Annotated in this window: 17 protein-coding genes and 1 pseudogene; 5 read left to right on the top strand and 13 right to left on the bottom strand. The window is 62.6% G+C overall.

The genetic code is table 11. The features are described 5' to 3' along the window. The 3 genes and pseudogenes from WDW90_RS28750 to WDW90_RS28740 form a co-directional block, all read right to left on the bottom strand. Positions 1–126 (bottom strand): annotated as a pseudogene (locus WDW90_RS28750) (IS110 family transposase); the annotation flags it as partial. A 114-nt stretch (positions 127–240) separates the two neighbouring features. Continuing rightward, positions 241–1,242 carry an NADP-dependent oxidoreductase gene (locus tag WDW90_RS28745; protein WP_336490920.1) on the bottom strand — a complete coding sequence of 334 codons (1,002 nt, stop codon included), beginning with the start codon at positions 1,240–1,242 and terminating at the stop codon, positions 241–243. Between the two features lie 37 nt (positions 1,243–1,279). Further along, positions 1,280–2,068: an SDR family NAD(P)-dependent oxidoreductase gene (locus tag WDW90_RS28740; RefSeq protein ID WP_336490919.1), complete on the bottom strand. Its 789-nt coding sequence runs from the start codon at positions 2,066–2,068 to the stop codon at positions 1,280–1,282. Positions 2,069–2,176: 108 nt separating this feature from the next. Between WDW90_RS28740 and WDW90_RS28735 the strand changes: the two genes are divergently transcribed. Continuing rightward, on the top strand, positions 2,177–2,722 hold the full coding sequence (locus tag WDW90_RS28735) for a TetR/AcrR family transcriptional regulator (protein ID WP_336490918.1): 546 nt from the start codon (positions 2,177–2,179) through the stop codon (positions 2,720–2,722). A gap of 235 nt (positions 2,723–2,957) precedes the next feature. Here the strand turns inward: WDW90_RS28735 and WDW90_RS28730 are convergent, their stop codons facing one another. The 3 genes from WDW90_RS28730 to WDW90_RS28720 form a co-directional block, all read right to left on the bottom strand. After that, positions 2,958–3,338: a site-specific integrase gene (locus tag WDW90_RS28730; RefSeq protein WP_336490917.1), complete on the bottom strand. Its 381-nt coding sequence runs from the start codon at positions 3,336–3,338 to the stop codon at positions 2,958–2,960. Between the two features lie 81 nt (positions 3,339–3,419). After that, positions 3,420–3,671, bottom strand: a complete 252-nt coding sequence (locus WDW90_RS28725) for a hypothetical protein (RefSeq protein WP_336490916.1) — start codon at positions 3,669–3,671, stop codon at positions 3,420–3,422. Positions 3,672–3,696: 25 nt separating this feature from the next. Next, positions 3,697–3,936 (bottom strand): hypothetical protein, encoded by a 240-nt coding sequence (locus WDW90_RS28720; protein WP_336490126.1) that lies wholly within the window; start codon positions 3,934–3,936, stop codon positions 3,697–3,699. 217 nt (positions 3,937–4,153) lie between these two features. Here WDW90_RS28720 and WDW90_RS28715 point away from each other — a divergent pair, with 217 nt between their 5' ends. Both WDW90_RS28715 and WDW90_RS41260 read left to right on the top strand, forming a co-directional pair. After that, entirely contained in the window at positions 4,154–4,642 is a 489-nt protein-coding gene (locus WDW90_RS28715) for a Ros/MucR family transcriptional regulator (protein ID WP_336490915.1), read from the top strand. 1,195 nt (positions 4,643–5,837) lie between these two features. Continuing rightward, positions 5,838–5,999 carry a DUF3761 domain-containing protein gene (locus WDW90_RS41260; protein WP_488803318.1) on the top strand — a complete coding sequence of 54 codons (162 nt, stop codon included), beginning with the start codon at positions 5,838–5,840 and terminating at the stop codon, positions 5,997–5,999. Between the two features lie 4 nt (positions 6,000–6,003). On the opposite strand, the gene WDW90_RS28705 is transcribed toward WDW90_RS41260, so the two are convergent. The 5 genes from WDW90_RS28705 to WDW90_RS28685 form a co-directional block, all read right to left on the bottom strand. Beyond that, positions 6,004–6,537, bottom strand: coding sequence for a hypothetical protein (locus WDW90_RS28705; RefSeq protein WP_431311142.1), 534 nt, complete (start codon positions 6,535–6,537; stop codon positions 6,004–6,006). A 127-nt stretch (positions 6,538–6,664) separates the two neighbouring features. Further along, the gene (locus tag WDW90_RS28700) at positions 6,665–7,282 is read right to left on the bottom strand and encodes a DUF2147 domain-containing protein (RefSeq protein ID WP_336490912.1); all 618 of its coding nucleotides are present in this window, start codon (positions 7,280–7,282) and stop codon (positions 6,665–6,667) included. Positions 7,283–7,435: 153 nt separating this feature from the next. Further along, the gene (locus WDW90_RS28695) at positions 7,436–10,207 is read right to left on the bottom strand and encodes a glycoside hydrolase family 183 protein (protein WP_336490911.1); all 2,772 of its coding nucleotides are present in this window, start codon (positions 10,205–10,207) and stop codon (positions 7,436–7,438) included. 951 nt (positions 10,208–11,158) lie between these two features. After that, on the bottom strand, positions 11,159–11,422 hold the full coding sequence (locus WDW90_RS28690; protein ID WP_336490910.1) for a hypothetical protein: 264 nt from the start codon (positions 11,420–11,422) through the stop codon (positions 11,159–11,161). A 75-nt stretch (positions 11,423–11,497) separates the two neighbouring features. Then, positions 11,498–11,806: a hypothetical protein gene (locus WDW90_RS28685; protein ID WP_336490909.1), complete on the bottom strand. Its 309-nt coding sequence runs from the start codon at positions 11,804–11,806 to the stop codon at positions 11,498–11,500. 616 nt (positions 11,807–12,422) lie between these two features. Here WDW90_RS28685 and WDW90_RS28680 point away from each other — a divergent pair. Then, positions 12,423–12,902 carry a cache domain-containing protein gene (locus WDW90_RS28680; protein WP_336490908.1) on the top strand — a complete coding sequence of 160 codons (480 nt, stop codon included), beginning with the start codon at positions 12,423–12,425 and terminating at the stop codon, positions 12,900–12,902. A gap of 334 nt (positions 12,903–13,236) precedes the next feature. Beyond that, positions 13,237–14,391, top strand: a complete 1,155-nt coding sequence (locus tag WDW90_RS28675) for an MBL fold metallo-hydrolase (RefSeq protein ID WP_336490907.1) — start codon at positions 13,237–13,239, stop codon at positions 14,389–14,391. 285 nt (positions 14,392–14,676) lie between these two features. On the opposite strand, the gene WDW90_RS28670 is transcribed toward WDW90_RS28675, so the two are convergent. After that, positions 14,677–14,805, bottom strand: a complete 129-nt coding sequence (locus tag WDW90_RS28670; RefSeq protein ID WP_336490906.1) for a hypothetical protein — start codon at positions 14,803–14,805, stop codon at positions 14,677–14,679. A 301-nt stretch (positions 14,806–15,106) separates the two neighbouring features. Next, positions 15,107–15,340 (bottom strand): DUF6894 family protein, encoded by a 234-nt coding sequence (locus WDW90_RS28665; RefSeq protein ID WP_336490905.1) that lies wholly within the window; start codon positions 15,338–15,340, stop codon positions 15,107–15,109. Positions 15,341–15,687: the final 347 nt, after the last annotated feature.

Raw genomic sequence — 15,687 nt, 5'->3', positions numbered from 1 at the left:
AAGGAAGGTGAGAACCTGGCCGCGGCGCAGCTTCTTGCGAAAGACCACGGCGCCCGCGCTGTCAGCCCCATGGAGCTGAAAGATGTGCTTGGCGAGATCGAGGCCGACGGTGCTCACCTGGTTCATGGACGCCTCCTGGAGTGGGCTCTAACACCACCACTCTGGCACGCTGATGCCGTCGGGGGCGTCCACACCATCACGCCCATCGGGAGAGGGGCATGTCCATGTCGGATGCTTCGGTCATCGGATCTCGACCACGACCTTGCCCTTGGACCGGCCGGCTTCAAGCTCGGTCAGGGCCTCGTTGGTCGCCTCGAACGGGACGACCCGGTCCACGACTGGGCGGATCGTCCCCGCCTCGACCAGCTTCGCGATCTCCCCGAGCTGCGCTCCGTTCGCCCGCATGAACAGGAACGCGTAGTTGACCCCGCGTGCCCTGGCCTTCCGACGGATGCCGAAGCTCAAAAGGCGCATGACCAGTGCGAGGAACGCGTTCAGCCCTTGAGCCTTGGCGAAGGCCGGGTCCGGCGGGCCGGAGATGGAGATCAGCTTCCCGCCCGGCTTCAGGATGGTCAGGGACTTGCGAAGCGTTTCGCCGTCGAGGCTGTTAAGCACGACGTCGTAGCCCGACAGGACCTTCTCGAAGTCCTCGCGCCTGTAGTCGACGACGACATCGGCCCCGAGGCTTCTGACGAGGTCGGCGTTCCCCGCGCTCGCGGTGGTCGCCACTGTCGCACCGAGGTGCTTAGCGAGCTGGATGGCGAAGGTCCCGACGCCGCCGGAGCCGGCCTGGATCAGCACCTTGTCGCCCCGCTTGAGCTTGGCGTGCTCGACCAGGGCTTGCCATGCCGTGAGGCCGACGAGGGGGATCGAGGCCGCCTCGGCCATCGAAAGGTTCTTCGGCTTCAGGGCGACATCGACCTCGTCGACGGCGATGGTCTCGGCGAGGGTGCCGATGCGACCGTCCCGTGGCCGCGCGTAGACCGCATCCCCCACCTTGAACCGGCGCACCCCCGACCCGACCCGGATCACCGTGCCGGCGAGGTCGTGTCCCAGCACGAAGGGCGGCTTGTAGGGCAGGATCACCTTGAACCCGCCGCTGCGGATCTTGGCGTCCAGGACGTTGAGCCCGGCCGCTGCGATCTCGATCAGGACGTCGCCGGGCCCCATCGTGGGCTCCGGCAGGTCGCCGAGGCGCAGCGGCTGCCTCTTCTTGTATCGGTCGAGGATGAACGCCTTCACGGAACTACGGTCTCCGAACTCGGGGGCTTGGATGGGGTTACGCGGCCGGGGCGTAGCGCGGGGCCGGCTCGACCGTGCCGAAACCCGGGATCATCGCCTGGCGCGCGGCCTGGAAGGCGTCCCACTGGCCGGCGTCGTGGAGGTGCGGGATTGTCACCGGCTCGCGCCGGTCGAAACCGGCGAGGGCGGCGTCGACGAGGGCGCCCACCTCCATCATCGGCGGGAGCGAGGCTTCGTCGGCGCCGGAGCGGCTCCAGATCTCGGTGCGGGTGGCCGCCGGCAGGACGGCCTGGACGTAGACGCCCTTCGGGCCGAGCTCATGCGCCAGGCCCTGGGACAGGAACTGCACGAAGGCCTTGGTCGCGCCGTACACCGTCGAGCCGAACTCCGGCACCAGCCCGACGACGGACCCGATGTTGACGATGGCGCCCTCGCCGGCCTCGGCGAAACGCGGCGCGACGGCGCGTGCGAGGCGCATCACCGAGGTGGCGTTCAGGGTGACGAGGCGCTCGATGTCGTCCGGCGACTGGTCGGCGAAGCCGCCGCCGACGTTCGCGCCGGCGTTGTTGATCAAGATGCCGATGCGATTGTCGTCCCGCAGGCGTGCCTCGACGGCACGCATGTGCGTCGCGTCGGTGAGGTCGGCCCGCACCACGTCGATGGCCACTCCGGTCTCCTCGTGGAGACGGTCGGCGAGGGCGTCCATCCGGGCTGTGTCGCGGGCGACCAGCACGAGGTCGTGGCCGCGCCGCGCGAACCGGTCGGCATACGTGGCGCCGATGCCGGACGAGGCGCCGGTGACGAGGACGGTGGGCTTGGTCGACATGGCACGGTCCCTCGGAAGCGAGACGATATTCATGATCGCGATCATGATTGAAAACAAATATGATCGCGATCATATTAGTGTCAACGGCTTCAGCGGGGATTTTTCGCCATGCGGGTGACCCAGGAACAGATGCGCGAGAACCGCCGGCGCATCCTGACGGAGGCTAGCCGCCTGTTCCGCGAGAAGGGCTACGAGGCCGTGGGCGTGGCCGAGGTGATGAAGGCCGCCGGCCTCACGCACGGCGGCTTCTACGGTCACTTTGCATCGAAGGAAGACCTGTTGGCGCACGCCATCGCGCATGCGGCGGCCGAGAAGACCAGTTCGGGTGCCGGCCTTCCGGCCTTCCTGGCGGCCTATCTCTCCCCGGCTCACCGGGATGACGCCGCCGGTGGCTGTCCGATGGCCGCCCTCGCGGCGGATGTCCGCCTCCGACCGGCGCCCGCGCGCTCCGCCATGACATTCGGTATCCGCTCGAACATCGGGAGCGTCGAGGCCGCCCTTCCCGCTTCGGTCACGAAGAACCGGCGACGCGAGGCCATCGGCACCTATGCGGCCATGCTCGGCGCGCTGATCCTCGCGCGTGCGGTCGACGACCCAGCGCTATCGGACGAGATCCTCTCCGAGACGCGGGCATGGATGAAGTCAGGCTTGTGATGCTGACCGCGGTGTGGGCAGTACGAGCACTCCGCCGATGTCTGCTGTAGCGCATGGCACGCCAAGGAGCAGTCGGTCAGCATTCCACCCATAGCAGCCGACCCGCATGGTGCGTTTTGGGTATGCTCCAAGCGAACCATCCTTCGGCTGGTTCAATAAGCCCGGCTTGACCGTTCAAACTGAACCGCCAGCATATGAACCATCCTAAGCGAACCGACGGCCTAGCTGGCGTGTGCTACTCGTACCGACAGGCCGCTCTTTGAGCATTCAGGCGGTCTCGCCCACTCGGCAGGTGGCGGAAACAGCCGAGAGCCGGCGGCTTGGCCCAACCTCCGAGCGCGGCCGGCGCTGTTGCAGTCTCGGAACTCGCCTCACAGGCGATGAAATGAGACCCGGCCTTCGAGACAGGTTTTGAGACTGCGGGCCCGCCCGGCGATCCGCCGAAACCCTGCGGCCCCGAGGCAGTCGCAAATACCTTCCTTTTTGAGCCCGCCTGATGCGTGACGGCCGCTAGCGGCTTGCCGACGTGGCGCCGGAAGGCTGTGATCTGCCGGGCGTAGTTGCGGCGGGTGTGTGGGCTCGCCTGCCGGTTGAGCCAGAGTTCGACGAAGGCCACGTCAGGGTCGGCCGCGCGCAGGACGAGGTCGGCGCGGGGCTCGGAGAGGGCTCCGCGAGCATGGGGAGAGAAGGCATCGGCTCAGTGCTCCGGGCCGCCGACGAGTTCGCAGGTTCCGCCGAGACGCTTCTCGATGGCGGTCAGGGCGGCATCGAGGGAGGCGTGCAGGGCAGGCACGCCGTAGAGCCGGCTGCCCGGCTCCGACACGATGGAGAACTCGTTCGTCCACGGGATCTGCCGGATCGCGCCGAGGACACGCCCGAGCCGGTCCTCCAGGCGCCACGTGCCGCCGGCCGATTGCGCCGACCCGACCGGGGTGACCACCACGTCCATGGTCACGCCTCCGAACACACGACAGTCAGTCCTTCAGGTTGTGATCGAGTTCGCAGACGCTGCCCGTGTGCTGCTCGATGGCCGCCAAGGCGGCGTCGAGGGAGGCGTGATGGGCGGGCATGCCGTAGAGCGGGCTCTCCGGCTCCGCCACGATAGTGAACGTGTCCGTCCCGGCGGTTTTCCGAATTGCGCCGAGGGGCGCCCCGCGCCGGTCGGTGAGCGACCACGTGTCCCCGTCGCTCACGGGCGTAACAACCACGTCCATGCCCGCCCTCGAACGCACGATAACAAATCGTCTGGCGTTCGGACCGGGGCGTCAAGCGGCGGCAAACGGCTCCTCGGAGCGCGGCGGCGCGACCGCCCCCGTCCGGGGGCAGAAGCGCCGGGCTCAAGATCACGGTTAATTCTCTCTGACGCGTTCTTGTGCTTCAGCCGAATTCAGGCTGAGGTGCAGCCGCACAGGCAAATGCTCGGGGCAGGCGATGGAAGACGATGCTGCGCTGCCGCAGGCGAACGCTGTCGATCTCGCGGCGCAGATCGTCTCAGCCTACGTCTCGAACAACGCGGTTCGGGTCACCGACCTGCCGGAGGTGATCGCCGGCGTCCACGCTGCGCTCACCGGATTGGGCAAAGCTGCTGATCCGGCGGATGCAGTCGAGAAACCCACCCCCGCGCAGATCCGCAACTCGGTCACGCCGGACCATCTCATCAGCTTCATCGACGGCAAGCCCTACAAGACGCTCAAGCGCCACCTTAGGAAGCATGGGCTCGACCCCTACAGCTACCGCCAGCGCTACGGGCTTCCTGCCGATTATCCGATGGTGGCCGCCAACTACTCCGCCCAGCGCTCGGAGCTTGCCGGGGCCATGGGCCTTGGTCAGCAGCGCCGGAAATCTGCGGGTGAACCCGCCCCCTCATCCAAGCCGAAGGGTGGGCGCAAGCCGAAGGGTGCCGGCCAAGCCGAGGCGTAAGGCGGAGCTGGTAGGGCCCAGCGCGGCGGAGGACGGCCGATGCGGCGGCTCGGGATGTTTGTCTTCCTCACGAGCGCGTTTTGCCCGTCCATCGCCCTCCTGCTGATGCTCGTCCACGGCGCCGCGCTCGGCGACATGGATTAGCTCACGTCCCGGACTGATCTGCTGCTGCTCGGCCTCTGGGCGGTGGCTGTCCTGCTGCTCGCGGCGCTCACCGCATTGGGTGCCCTCGGCAGCGCCAAGCGTCAGGGCAAGGCAGCCCGTGGTAGCTGCTGTTTCGCGCACGTGAGGCGCCCAGTGCAGGGGAATGACCCCGCGCCTCCGGCTTCACTTTCCGAGGCGGGCTCAATGCCCCGGTTTGCTGCGCAATTTTCTACAGCTCAGTAACCAGACACTTCTGCCGCCCCTATCAAAAGTTGAAGCTTGGCCATAAGAACAACCAGAGCGCGAGCAGCTGCGAAGGTTCGGCTCCGAGCCCGAGCACATTTCAGCGCTGGGCCATAAGAGGGGGAGAAGCCAAAAATGAAAAAGATTATTCTTGCGCTTGCACTTACGGTCGCCACCGCAGGAGCAGCGCTCGCGGATTGCCAGCATTCCTACGACCGAGCCAGCGACGGTTCTCGGTGTGGTGGACGGTCTGCCGATAGCCGGCCCGGCGGGAAGTGAGCCTAAGCCTTCCCCCCTTAACTCAGCCTATCCCCTCACGGTCTCGATAAGCCGCCAGTGAACCCTGGTTCATTCGGCGGTCCGTCTGCGGCTGGCCATCAGAGAAAGAGGAACGCGCCATGAGAATGGCAGTAATCTTCGTCGCCCTTCTTGCATCTACAACAATGGTTTCCGCTCGCGGCGGCGGTCACGGCATGAGTGGCACAGGGTCCAGTAGTCACAGCCATTCGGTGTCCGGATACACGAATTCGCACGGCACTTATGTTGCGCCCCATCACTCGACGAACCCGAACGGTACCCAGCTTGATAATTACAGCACGCGTGGCAACGTGAACTCCTACACCGGCGCGGTCGGCACGCGGGGCGCGGACCACTGAAAGCCATGCGCCGGCTGATCGCAAAAAGACCGGGCACAGCGTGGCTACAGCTCGTGGTGCTCGGGTGCGTCCTCGGGGGCGTGGCAGGTAATGCCGCGGCCCGTGAGGTCCGCGAGCCGGAAGAGAGCAGCCTCGACCGTCACGGCCACTATCTGAGCCGTGACGGTTCATCCGTCCACCAACCGGCACATACGCGGGACGGATCAAAGCCCGACGGTGCATCGGCGCACTGTCGGGATCGGACTTGGAGCTTCAGCCATACCCACCGTGGGACATGCTCAAGGCACGGCGGTGTGGCGAGCTGGGTGCGGTAGCGCTTCAGCCCTTCAGGCGCTTGTTGCACTCGGAGTAGTAGCCGCCGCCCTTCTGGATCCAGTTCAGGCCACCGTTGCCCGTGCCGCCGGCTGCCTTGTTGGCGTTGTACTGGTCCAGGCAGGTGTGCTGGCGTGCCTTGCCGGGTGACTCGCTGGCGTATTTCGGGTCGACCGCCTTCGGGAACACGGCCGAGCCCGCCGTGGCCGGAGCCAGCGGGGCGGACGGCTTGGCCGGTGTCGTGGCGGTGCTAGGAGCCGGAACGGGTGCAGGCTTTGCAGTCGTGGCGGTAGGCGTCGGCGTGGCCCTTGTAGCCCCCGGTGCAAGCGGGTTCTGCACCGTTGCCGGGGCGGTATCCGGGGCTGCTCCGCACTCGGCCTTGCGGAAGTCGTTCCACTTCATGCTGCCGAGCGTGCCGGCCTTCTTGGCCTCTTGGTACTTGGCCGAGCACTCCTTCGTAGTAAGGGCGAATGCGGAGCCGGACGCCGTTGTGAAGATCACGGCGAGAGTAGCGGCGAACAGCGAGCGGGGCATAGGCATAGTCCTGGCGACACGGCGACGGAGCCGCAGCGCTACAATATGCCAAGAAAGCTGAACGCGGAGGCGCGCCGGGGGGCGTCCACACCATCACGCCCCATTGACGGGCGCCCTACAGAGGCACAAACGCTTATTTCGGTCGTGTGGCCGTTCCTTCTGTCGGTTGTCCCTTGCGAGCAGGGGCGTTTCCCGTTGCCGCAGCCTTGGCGGTCCATTCCGGGTCGGAGCGCGGGCCGCCCGCGGCGTTGGTCGCTCCTTGAAGCTGGCCCGGCGCGATATCGATGACGCGCTTCCAAACCTGCGAAGCGCAGAACACCAGCATGCAGCCTTTCACAGTCAGCGTTGCGGGCTCATCGCTCCACACGCTCACGTCATAGAACTTTCCATTGTCGGCGTTGTAGACCTTGCCCTCGTAGTGCCCTTCGCCGTTTGGCTTCAGCCCGAGCAGCATCTGATGGCCGAGTTGCAGCCGACCCTGCTTGCTCGGGTCCGGGTTGTATCGGTCGGTCTTCGGTGTTCCGTTCTCGTCCAGCGGCTTGCTGCCCCACACAACGTAGCCGCACAGGCGGGTGCTGTCCGAACCGCACCGCTCGGTCCGGACACGGGCGCGGCCATCCTCGGTGAGCCAGGTGCCGAACGGCTCTGCCGCGCGCGCCGCGTTCAGGTGTGTGCAACTGAACACGGCGACGGCAGTGATAAGAGCGACCGTAGCCGCAGTATTGAGTGCCCTCCGCCGGCCAATACCCATGTTCAATTCCAGTGGAAAGCCCTCACGATGCCTAAGCACTGGAGCGTGTTACGGACCTGGGCCTAAGTGTCTGTGATCGCTCGTCAATCCAATTGGATGCTGGACAGAAAGTTTGTTGCTGTTCATTGGTTTAGCGCTGGTGCGTAACACGCTCTAGGGGACGGACCAGCACTCGATGTTTGATCGTATTAACTGAGGTTGGTACTTTTCTTTCCCTTCTCTGTCGTCAAATCCAGAAAGTGTGAAGTACAGGGTAGCATTTCTCGTCGAGCGGTCCCACTTAAACCACCTCCTAATCAGGTAGGGTGCGTATGACACGCCCATTGTTGTCCAAACGCCTATTCCATTGGCCGGATTGTTGTTCCCGGCATCCCGGTCCGCTCGTGAAGCGTCACAGAGCCATTCACACGGTGACCAAGGGCCCCAAGGCGTACGTGAAACATTGGCCGGAGCCTGAACCGACCCAGCTAGGACCCAGCGCCGTAACTCAGGATACCATACCGCCGAGATTTCTCCCAGGAGTCGTGGAACGGGGACTGCCGGCAAGAGCGGCATCGGCTTGGCTCCCGCCGCCAGCTTCGCCCACGCAGGTGTGGCGTTTTGGAGCCCTACGAGGAACATCCAATTTTCAGGGCCGGGGATGGCACTGCGTGCCGTTGCAGCTCCGCGCGTGAGCGGTGCCCATGCAAGGTAAACGTTGCCGGTCGCCTGCTCTTCAGGAAGCGTGTCCGTGACGCCCCGGTAGCCAGCAGACGCGAACATCAGCAAACCTTCCCCCGTGGAGGCGGGAAGGCCTGGCCAGTCGGCGTTTAGAACGACTGTAGGCGAAATGTGCAGCATCCAGCGTCCGGCCGGATAAGGCACACCTCGCTTCGTTCCGTCAGGCAGTATCTCCAGATAAGGGGCTCCCGTCGTGTCAGAAACGAAATGCGTGATAAGAAAGTCCCAAACATAATTTTGGCGGGTCAGCAGGAACGATGCGGTCATTCGGCTCGGGTCTTCTACTTTATGAACTCCCACGAACATGTGAAGGCGCCCATCATAGCTGAATCCGCCAGTTGGCACCTCGAAATTACCGAGACCGCTTCCCTCCATGCTTAACCAATGAAACTTGCCCCCGCTGTTTAGCAGCCAATTCACATCAGGCGCTTCTGTCTCTAATTCGTCAGGATCGTCTGTCGTTACCCAGGCGATAGGATCCCCGTCCGCCTCGCCATCGTACTCCGCACTGTCGCCGAAGAAGAGATAAAGGCGGCCATCATGTTCAACGGGTACGCCCAAATCCGTACCCACAATGCCGTATTGTGACGTAGGAACCGGGTGTGGGCGGTCTCCCGGATCTGCATCTTGAGTCAACTGACACAAACGTGTTGCGCTGTTGAGTTTATACGTCCAGTGGGGCGGACTAGCGACGGGGACGGGAAAGCTCATGTTGCTGCGCTGCGCGCCCCTGCGTTGGGAAGCGCGTAGAATTTCTCCACCCTGCATTCTCCTTATATCCACCGAGGCCGTCGAATCGCCCGCTTTCCAGCCTCCGAGGTATTCAAGGGAGCCAGGTTGCACTTCGCGAAATACCTCCACTATCGAACCTGGAGAGATCGCCGTCACCAAGACCGACCCTCCGCAATCACATAGGGGGTTTGCCAATGCAGGCAATCTCAGCTCAAGATCTTGAGTAACCTTGGCCCCGTCTGGCCAGGTTTTCAAGACTCCGCAATGGCGTGTTCTAAGTTTGATTAGGTCGCCGTCGACCAGAACATGCCACAGCTTAACATCAAGTCGCCGATCACCATTTCCGTATGCTTCGCCGATAACACCTTGAGGCGAGACAACCTGCACCAACGCGCCCCTCGTGACGTTCAGAACTCCGACCGCACACCCCCCTGCGAACAGTGGTTGCACTATCTCCGGGCGAAGCTGTGGGCCGAGCTTGCGCACGTGCCGAGGAGAACTCCAATCGCTCCAAGCGTCATCGCGGCTCCCACAGACGGATTGTCGAGCGCGCAGCACTTTACGCCCAATAAGGGACGGCACGCCTGGGCTTGCGTTCGCGCCGGATGCCCCAGAGCGGCAAATGACTTCTCCGTCGGCCTCGATCTCGACAAGAGCGTCGTCGAAAAGGCCGCCGAGGTGAATAATTCTGTCTCCCTCGCAAACCGGCGCACGAATGCTCGGCGGCGCAGGAAGTAAATCTTCGACGCTTTGGGATATCTTGTCGCCACTTATCTCGCAAAGAGGGAATGATTGACTTATAGAGAGATTGTCCTTCTTTTCTAGTTTTCTCTTCAGGCGCACCGCACCCTCTGTTCGGCCGATGCAAACTCGATATTCGTCATTTCCGTGCCGTATTAAAACCTGGGCTCCGGGCATTACTTTTGAGAACCTGATGACGGATTGGCATTCTACAAGCGGCATCTGTAACTCTGGAGCTGCGATAGCATGCTCCGGTCGCGCCTGAGCTAGCGGAGCAGCAAGGCTAATTGTATTCCCCGGAAGACCGCAGGCGACCTGCGAAACCTTCAAGGTGTCCGTGGACTTCAATCGCTGGCCGGCCGGTAGCTGAAATTTGACGCTTTCAGTCTCAGTGTCGGCGGTCTGCGGTGTATTGTTGTTGATTTGGAGCGTGACAGAAGCCCCCGGAAAAACACCATCGACCCACAGACAGCCACCGCATTCAAGAAGGGTTTCGCTCGTGAAAAGTCCAATGAGGTCTTCCGGGCGAGGTTTATGCATAACCTCTACCCCGAACTCGGCAGGGAGGTGAGGGCCAAAGTCTCCACCTATGGTCTGCTGAGCGACTATCATGTCTCCAGGATTAAGCTGAATGCCTGGAATTATATCGAAAAAATGGTCGGAAGTCGGCGCGACATCAGAAGCAACTAGCGTGCTCGTCGAGGATCCTGCTCCAACACTATACGCGAACACCTCAACAGCCGCTCCCGGCAGTTGATTCTGTACTCTTATTTTTCCGTTGCATGGGCTAATTGGTCCGACGGCCGTAGGCGACCCGAGCATTGCCATTATGAACCCTCCAGCCCCATGCAAGGTTACTTTAGATTAGCTTGGCTGTGGAGGTGCGACAAGCATTTGAACCTCACCGAATGATCATGGTCAAATTGCGCACAATACCAATTTTATATCACGAAGAGGCCGCGACTGCGCGGAATGAAGGCGCTGGGTAGAAGATAGAGATCCGCGCGAGAGCTCTTACAAGTACCAGGCCATCGACAAACATACTCGCCGGCGAACCTCCTGCTGAGCGCCGGGCGCGATCTGGCGGTCGCCAGACGCTTCTTGCGCGAGCGCTGGAGGATCATCCGTCCCGGTCCCAGCGTGCACTCCACGCATTGCTCATCGATGCCAGAAAAACGACGGTTTCCCAGGCACTTAAACCTGTTAGGTTTGGGTGTCTGGAAATCAAAATGCCGTGCGATCCCGGCCCATTCGCTGGCTGGGCGCTATGGAGCCGCCCAGTTCGCGCAAGGGCCACTATGGAGCGGGTCACCGACCGCAGCATCGTCGATGGGCAGTGACGTGCCGGGCCGGTGACTGCCACCCCGAGGATCGCGCGTGGGGCGCACGGTCAAGCTTGGCCCAGTGGCGCGGGACGGCAAGCGCAAAGAACGGGCACGGCCTCGCGCGAGGTGGGGCAGGATCTGGGTTCCATAAAATCTGTTCCGCGCAGCCGTCGCCCGCTGCGCCAGCCGCCCGACCAATCCAGGTAGGTCGCGTCATACTTGTCCGGCGCGCAGGGAAACGTCGGGTTTGGTCAATGGGTGAGCCACGTCAGCGCGGCCACGAACCATCCCAGCACGATCAGCGCCCCGCTCACCGTAAAGGTGGGTGCTGACCAAGGCGGAGAAAAACGAACCGGGCTCATCGCGCCTCCAACCGTGCCGTGAGGATGACCTTGCTTAGAGCCGCCCTCTTAAGCGTTTGGCTCGCGTCAGGGTCTCTCAGCGTCTTACCCACGAAGGGGTGCACGCGCAGGAAGCTGGCGAGGTTCAGCGTGTAGGCCATGCCGACGGGCAAGAGGCGGGTGGATGGTGCGACCGCAGCCGCATCGACGGCCGCGGCTGCGTCCTCCTGAGAGATCAGCCCCTGCCCCAGCAGTTCATTGACGGTCTGGTTTGTCGTCATGCCAGCCAAGCTAGGGCGCGGCTCTGGGCCGTGCAGGGCCGATAACCGGTTGTTCTGAGCCCGGTCGGCGCTGTCTCATCCCTTGAACGCCCAGATCGGCACCCCGACGCCGCAGCCGGGCACATGCCGATAGTAGGCGGTCAGCTTGAACCTGATCCGGTCAGCCGAGATGGCCGTGGCCTTCTCGCCGCTCAGCATGAGCGCGCCGCAGTAATCGGAGCGAATGATGCCGACGTTCGGATGCACGCCGAACAACTCGGGCGCGGTCCGCTCGTGCTCGGACAGCTCTGCCCCGAACCGGTCCAGCGCATCGAGCGCCGCCTCGTGCAGGACTGCCCACTTGCTGCCGGTTAACCCAGGGCAGGGCAGCGCGGTCGTCTTCATGGACGCGAGCGCGTCGCGCCATGCCTGAACAGGCGACAGAGCCGGCCGGGGCGGGAGTGAAGCAAGCATAGCGTCGGGGCATGCCGGCGATGGGTTAGGGCCCAGTTAACCCTTGCCGCCGACTGGCTTGGACGCGGCCGGCGGGGTCACCGACCGCAGCGCGCTCTGTGAGGGGGCAACGCGCGCGGCCGGTGCCTGCCACCCCGGATCATCGCGTGCCAGGGCGCGCGACGATGCTGCGCCCCGTGGTCGGGGCCCGCAATCCGTTGAGAGGGCACACAGGACCGGGCGAGAGGACGGAGGCGGCCGGTCGTGCTGGCCACCCCCGCAAGTTCGGTCCGGCCGGCGGGCCCAGCGTCCTGGGAAGGGAGGACAACCGCGCCGGCATCGGCAGTTTGCGGGCGGACGCGGCCGTGCACAAGGTCGTGGGCGGGCAGGTTCCATAAGCCCGTTCTCGCGTGCGCGGGCCCTCGAATAATTCGCGTAAGGGGAATTATGGAAGGGCAGCGTTGGCTCGTCAGGCGTAGGCGGTCAAGCTTGCGTGATCTGTGATAATGCGCGTCGGCTCGCTTTGTGCCTCAGTTCCGCAGACTGCGGCCTGTGCAGGAGCCGTAACATGCTCAAGTGCATTCTGCCCTGCGTTGCATTTCTCATGGTGACGGCAGCAAGTTCTGCTGACCTGCAGCAACCTCCCCAAACGGATGGGGAAGCTGCGCGGATTGAGGCGATGGTTAATAAGGCTGCGGCATTGGTAGAGACCCGAGGAAAGGCGGCTTTCTCTGAATTCAGAAGACGCGACAGCGAATGGCGGTTCGATGACGTTTATCTATTTGCTCTTGATTTTAACGGGAAGATCCTTCTCAATGTTGAATTTCCACAGCGGGAAGGAACGATCCGGCTGAAGGAGAAGGACGCCGATGGCAAGCCTTTCGTCGGAGATCTCATAGAAGTTGTTCAGACTAATGGGTCGGGTTGGGTCGATTATATGTTCCCGAAGCCTGGACAGAGGTACCCGTCTGAGAAATGGAGCTACGTCAGAGAGACGACGATCGATGGGACGCCAGGACTGATCGGTGCAGGCTTCTACCCGGACTGACCCGCTTTCGCTGATTGGGCGTTATGGAAGCTTCTGGCCCTTTGCGGGCCTTCGGAAGGTCCGCTTTTTGGTCGTCTGACTGGTCCTGAACGACAGCAGCTGGTCGTAGATGGATTGTCTATTTTTGAGCGAGTCCGCGGCAAAGCGAACGCTCCTCCTGTCTAGCGTTCTTGCAGCTCCTGACCCATGGGGACAATAGAACTGGCAACGTGACCCGGATCGGCAATCGCTTCACGTTCTGCGACAAGCTGCACGCTTGAGAATTTCCGTTGCACGACGACCAATCCAGGCGCATTGTTTTCTTCTGGACAGCTGCTGCGCCGAGGGCCAAGTCATGCAGTTCGGCTCCTGCAATTGCAATTCGCTTGCCTCATTCATATCCAGACGCGGCTTGCTTTGCGCAGGCGGTGCCGGATTTGTGACCGCATTGATCGGCACGTTGGTCAGCACCTCGCAAACCGCACAAGCGCAAGCGCTGGGCTCCAAGCCGCCGGAGATCGACAGTCTCGCGGTGCGGATCGTCACAGATAATCAGCTCATCAAGTTCATTCCAACCGAACAGCGCGATGGGCTGACCATCGAGCGAAATCCGGGCGGCAATCTGAGCAAGGATGCCCCTCCGAACGTGGACCTGATCGGCGAGTGGGGCCTCTCGATGCATGCCCAGTCGCGGCGCGATAACGAGGTGCGCAATATCCTGATCGACTTCGGCTACCAGCCGAGCACTCTCCTCAACAACATGTCGGTCCTAAAGATCGACCCGGCGAGCATCGATGCCATGGTGCTGAGCCACGGCCATTATGATCATTTCGGCGGGCTGGTCGGTTTTTTGTCGGCGAACAAGGGCAAGCTCAAGAAGGGACTTCCTTTCTTCATCGGTGGCGAGGATTGCTTCTGCACGCGCGAAACCGCTGCTGGCCAGTATGGCGCGCTCGATCGCAAGGCCATCGTGGAGGCCGACCTTTCACTTATGATGGCGGAAGGGCCGGCCGTCGTGGCTAATCACGCCTTCACCACGGGCAAGATCGCGCTGAGCGGTTTCGAAAAGCCGCTGCGCCCAAGCCGCGAGAAGGTCGGGATCGTCAACGGGTTTGGATGTTTCCCGGAGAAGGTCTCGCCAGCGAAGAACACTGGTGCTTTCATTCCCGACGATTTCGAGCATGAGATCGCCACAAGCTATGTCGTTAAAGGAAAGGGGCTGGTCGTGCTGACGTCCTGCAGTCACCGCGGCGTCATCAATACGATCAGGCAGGCACAAGTCGCTTCCGGCGTCCAGAAGGTGCATGCGCTCATCGGCGGCTTCCACATCGTGCCGCCGCTGGGCGACGATTACATCCGGCAGGTCATCGCGGCGTTCAAGGAACTCAATCCCGACTATCTGATACCAGGCCACTGTGCAGGCGAAAGATTTTACGACCTAGTCCGGGCTGAGATGCCCGACAAAGTCATCCATTCAGCGGTCGGAACGCGTTTTGTCTTCGGGGCATGAGGCAGGGCGTTCGTATCGGCAGACGCGAGCGCATCCTGTCCCAGCCGTGATCATTGAGAGGGGCACCAGAGCGGCCCCTTCGTTCCATCAACAAGCGAGTCCCACGAGGCGGCTTTGGCGCAGAGCCGAAGGTCTGGTTTCGGGCGTTAAGCCAACTTCCATTCACCACCCATAGCGGCCATTGCCGGGCTCGGCGTTCCAGCTGAAGGAAGGCAGCCGCTGATCGGAGCGGCCTGCAGGCAAGCGCAAGGACCGCGCCTGGATCGTCGTTTGCCGCTCAGGCGTCTACTGGGCGAGCACTCCGTACGCGGTCACCGCGCAATCTGCCGCGATGACCAGGAACACGAAGGCGAACAGCCCCGTCAGACCTGCCTCGGTTTCCAGCTGCATGCGAAGGGTACGAAGAACCGCCATGGTCGAGCCCCGCCTATCAGATTGGCATCAGAGCAGGTTCCTGCTCGTTCGTGAACGGCTAAGCTTTCGAGTCACTGATTTTTAAGGGCTTCGTCCGCCACCGCACGAGCTTTGCCTTAAGCCACCTCTCCGGAAGCAAGCGGCACTTTTCCAACAGGGCTCGCCCTATCGGGCCATTCCAAACGGCGCAAAATGCTATGGCAGGAAAACGACCGTTTTCCCGGACACTTCAACCTGTTAGGTTTGTGTGTCTGGAAATCAAAATGCCGGGCGATCCCGGTCCTTTCGCACGGATTGGGCGTTATGGAGCGTCCTCAATCACCGACAGAAGTGAAGCCATCACGACGCGCTTGCCGCTGTCATCCCGAACGTCCACCCGGATCTGAATGGCATTCGCGTCCGGTGGCTTAGTCGCGGCCATTCCGGCAAGGGCACGCTGCGCCTCAGCGCGAACCGTTTTCAGGTTGGGGAGGTCATGTCCCACATCGTCGTGGATGAAATCACCATCGTGGATGTCGAAGAAAAACCGTGGCACGTGCCTTCCTACCCTACCTGAGTCGTGTGAAGGCGTATGCCTTGCCCTTAAGCGCCGGCGGAACGAAGAGAGCCGTTGGCGACTGGCCGCGCCCATACCAAGAACATCCGCGGGCGGTCTTGCCATCGTCGGCCAATCGTATGGTTCCTCATGCCAGACGATGCCGGAGCCACTGCCGCGCTGGTGGCGCCTGCGAACTCAACAGCGAGGATGGGGATTGAGGTATCTCGCTACGTCCGCGTTCCAACAGGGCTCACCCGTGTGGAATGTTCCGAGGCCGTTCCAATGACGTTGATCACGGAGTTTTGGAACGGCTCCCGCCCCAAGCCTAAGAACCTCATGGAACG

Origin of the sequence: Methylobacterium nigriterrae (assembly GCF_037106235.1) — a bacterium.
GTDB classification, from domain to species: Bacteria; Pseudomonadota; Alphaproteobacteria; order Rhizobiales; family Beijerinckiaceae; genus Methylobacterium; species Methylobacterium nigriterrae.
The sequence above is the reverse complement of the archived record's forward strand: the minus strand, read 5'-3'. Positions and strand labels throughout refer to the sequence as shown.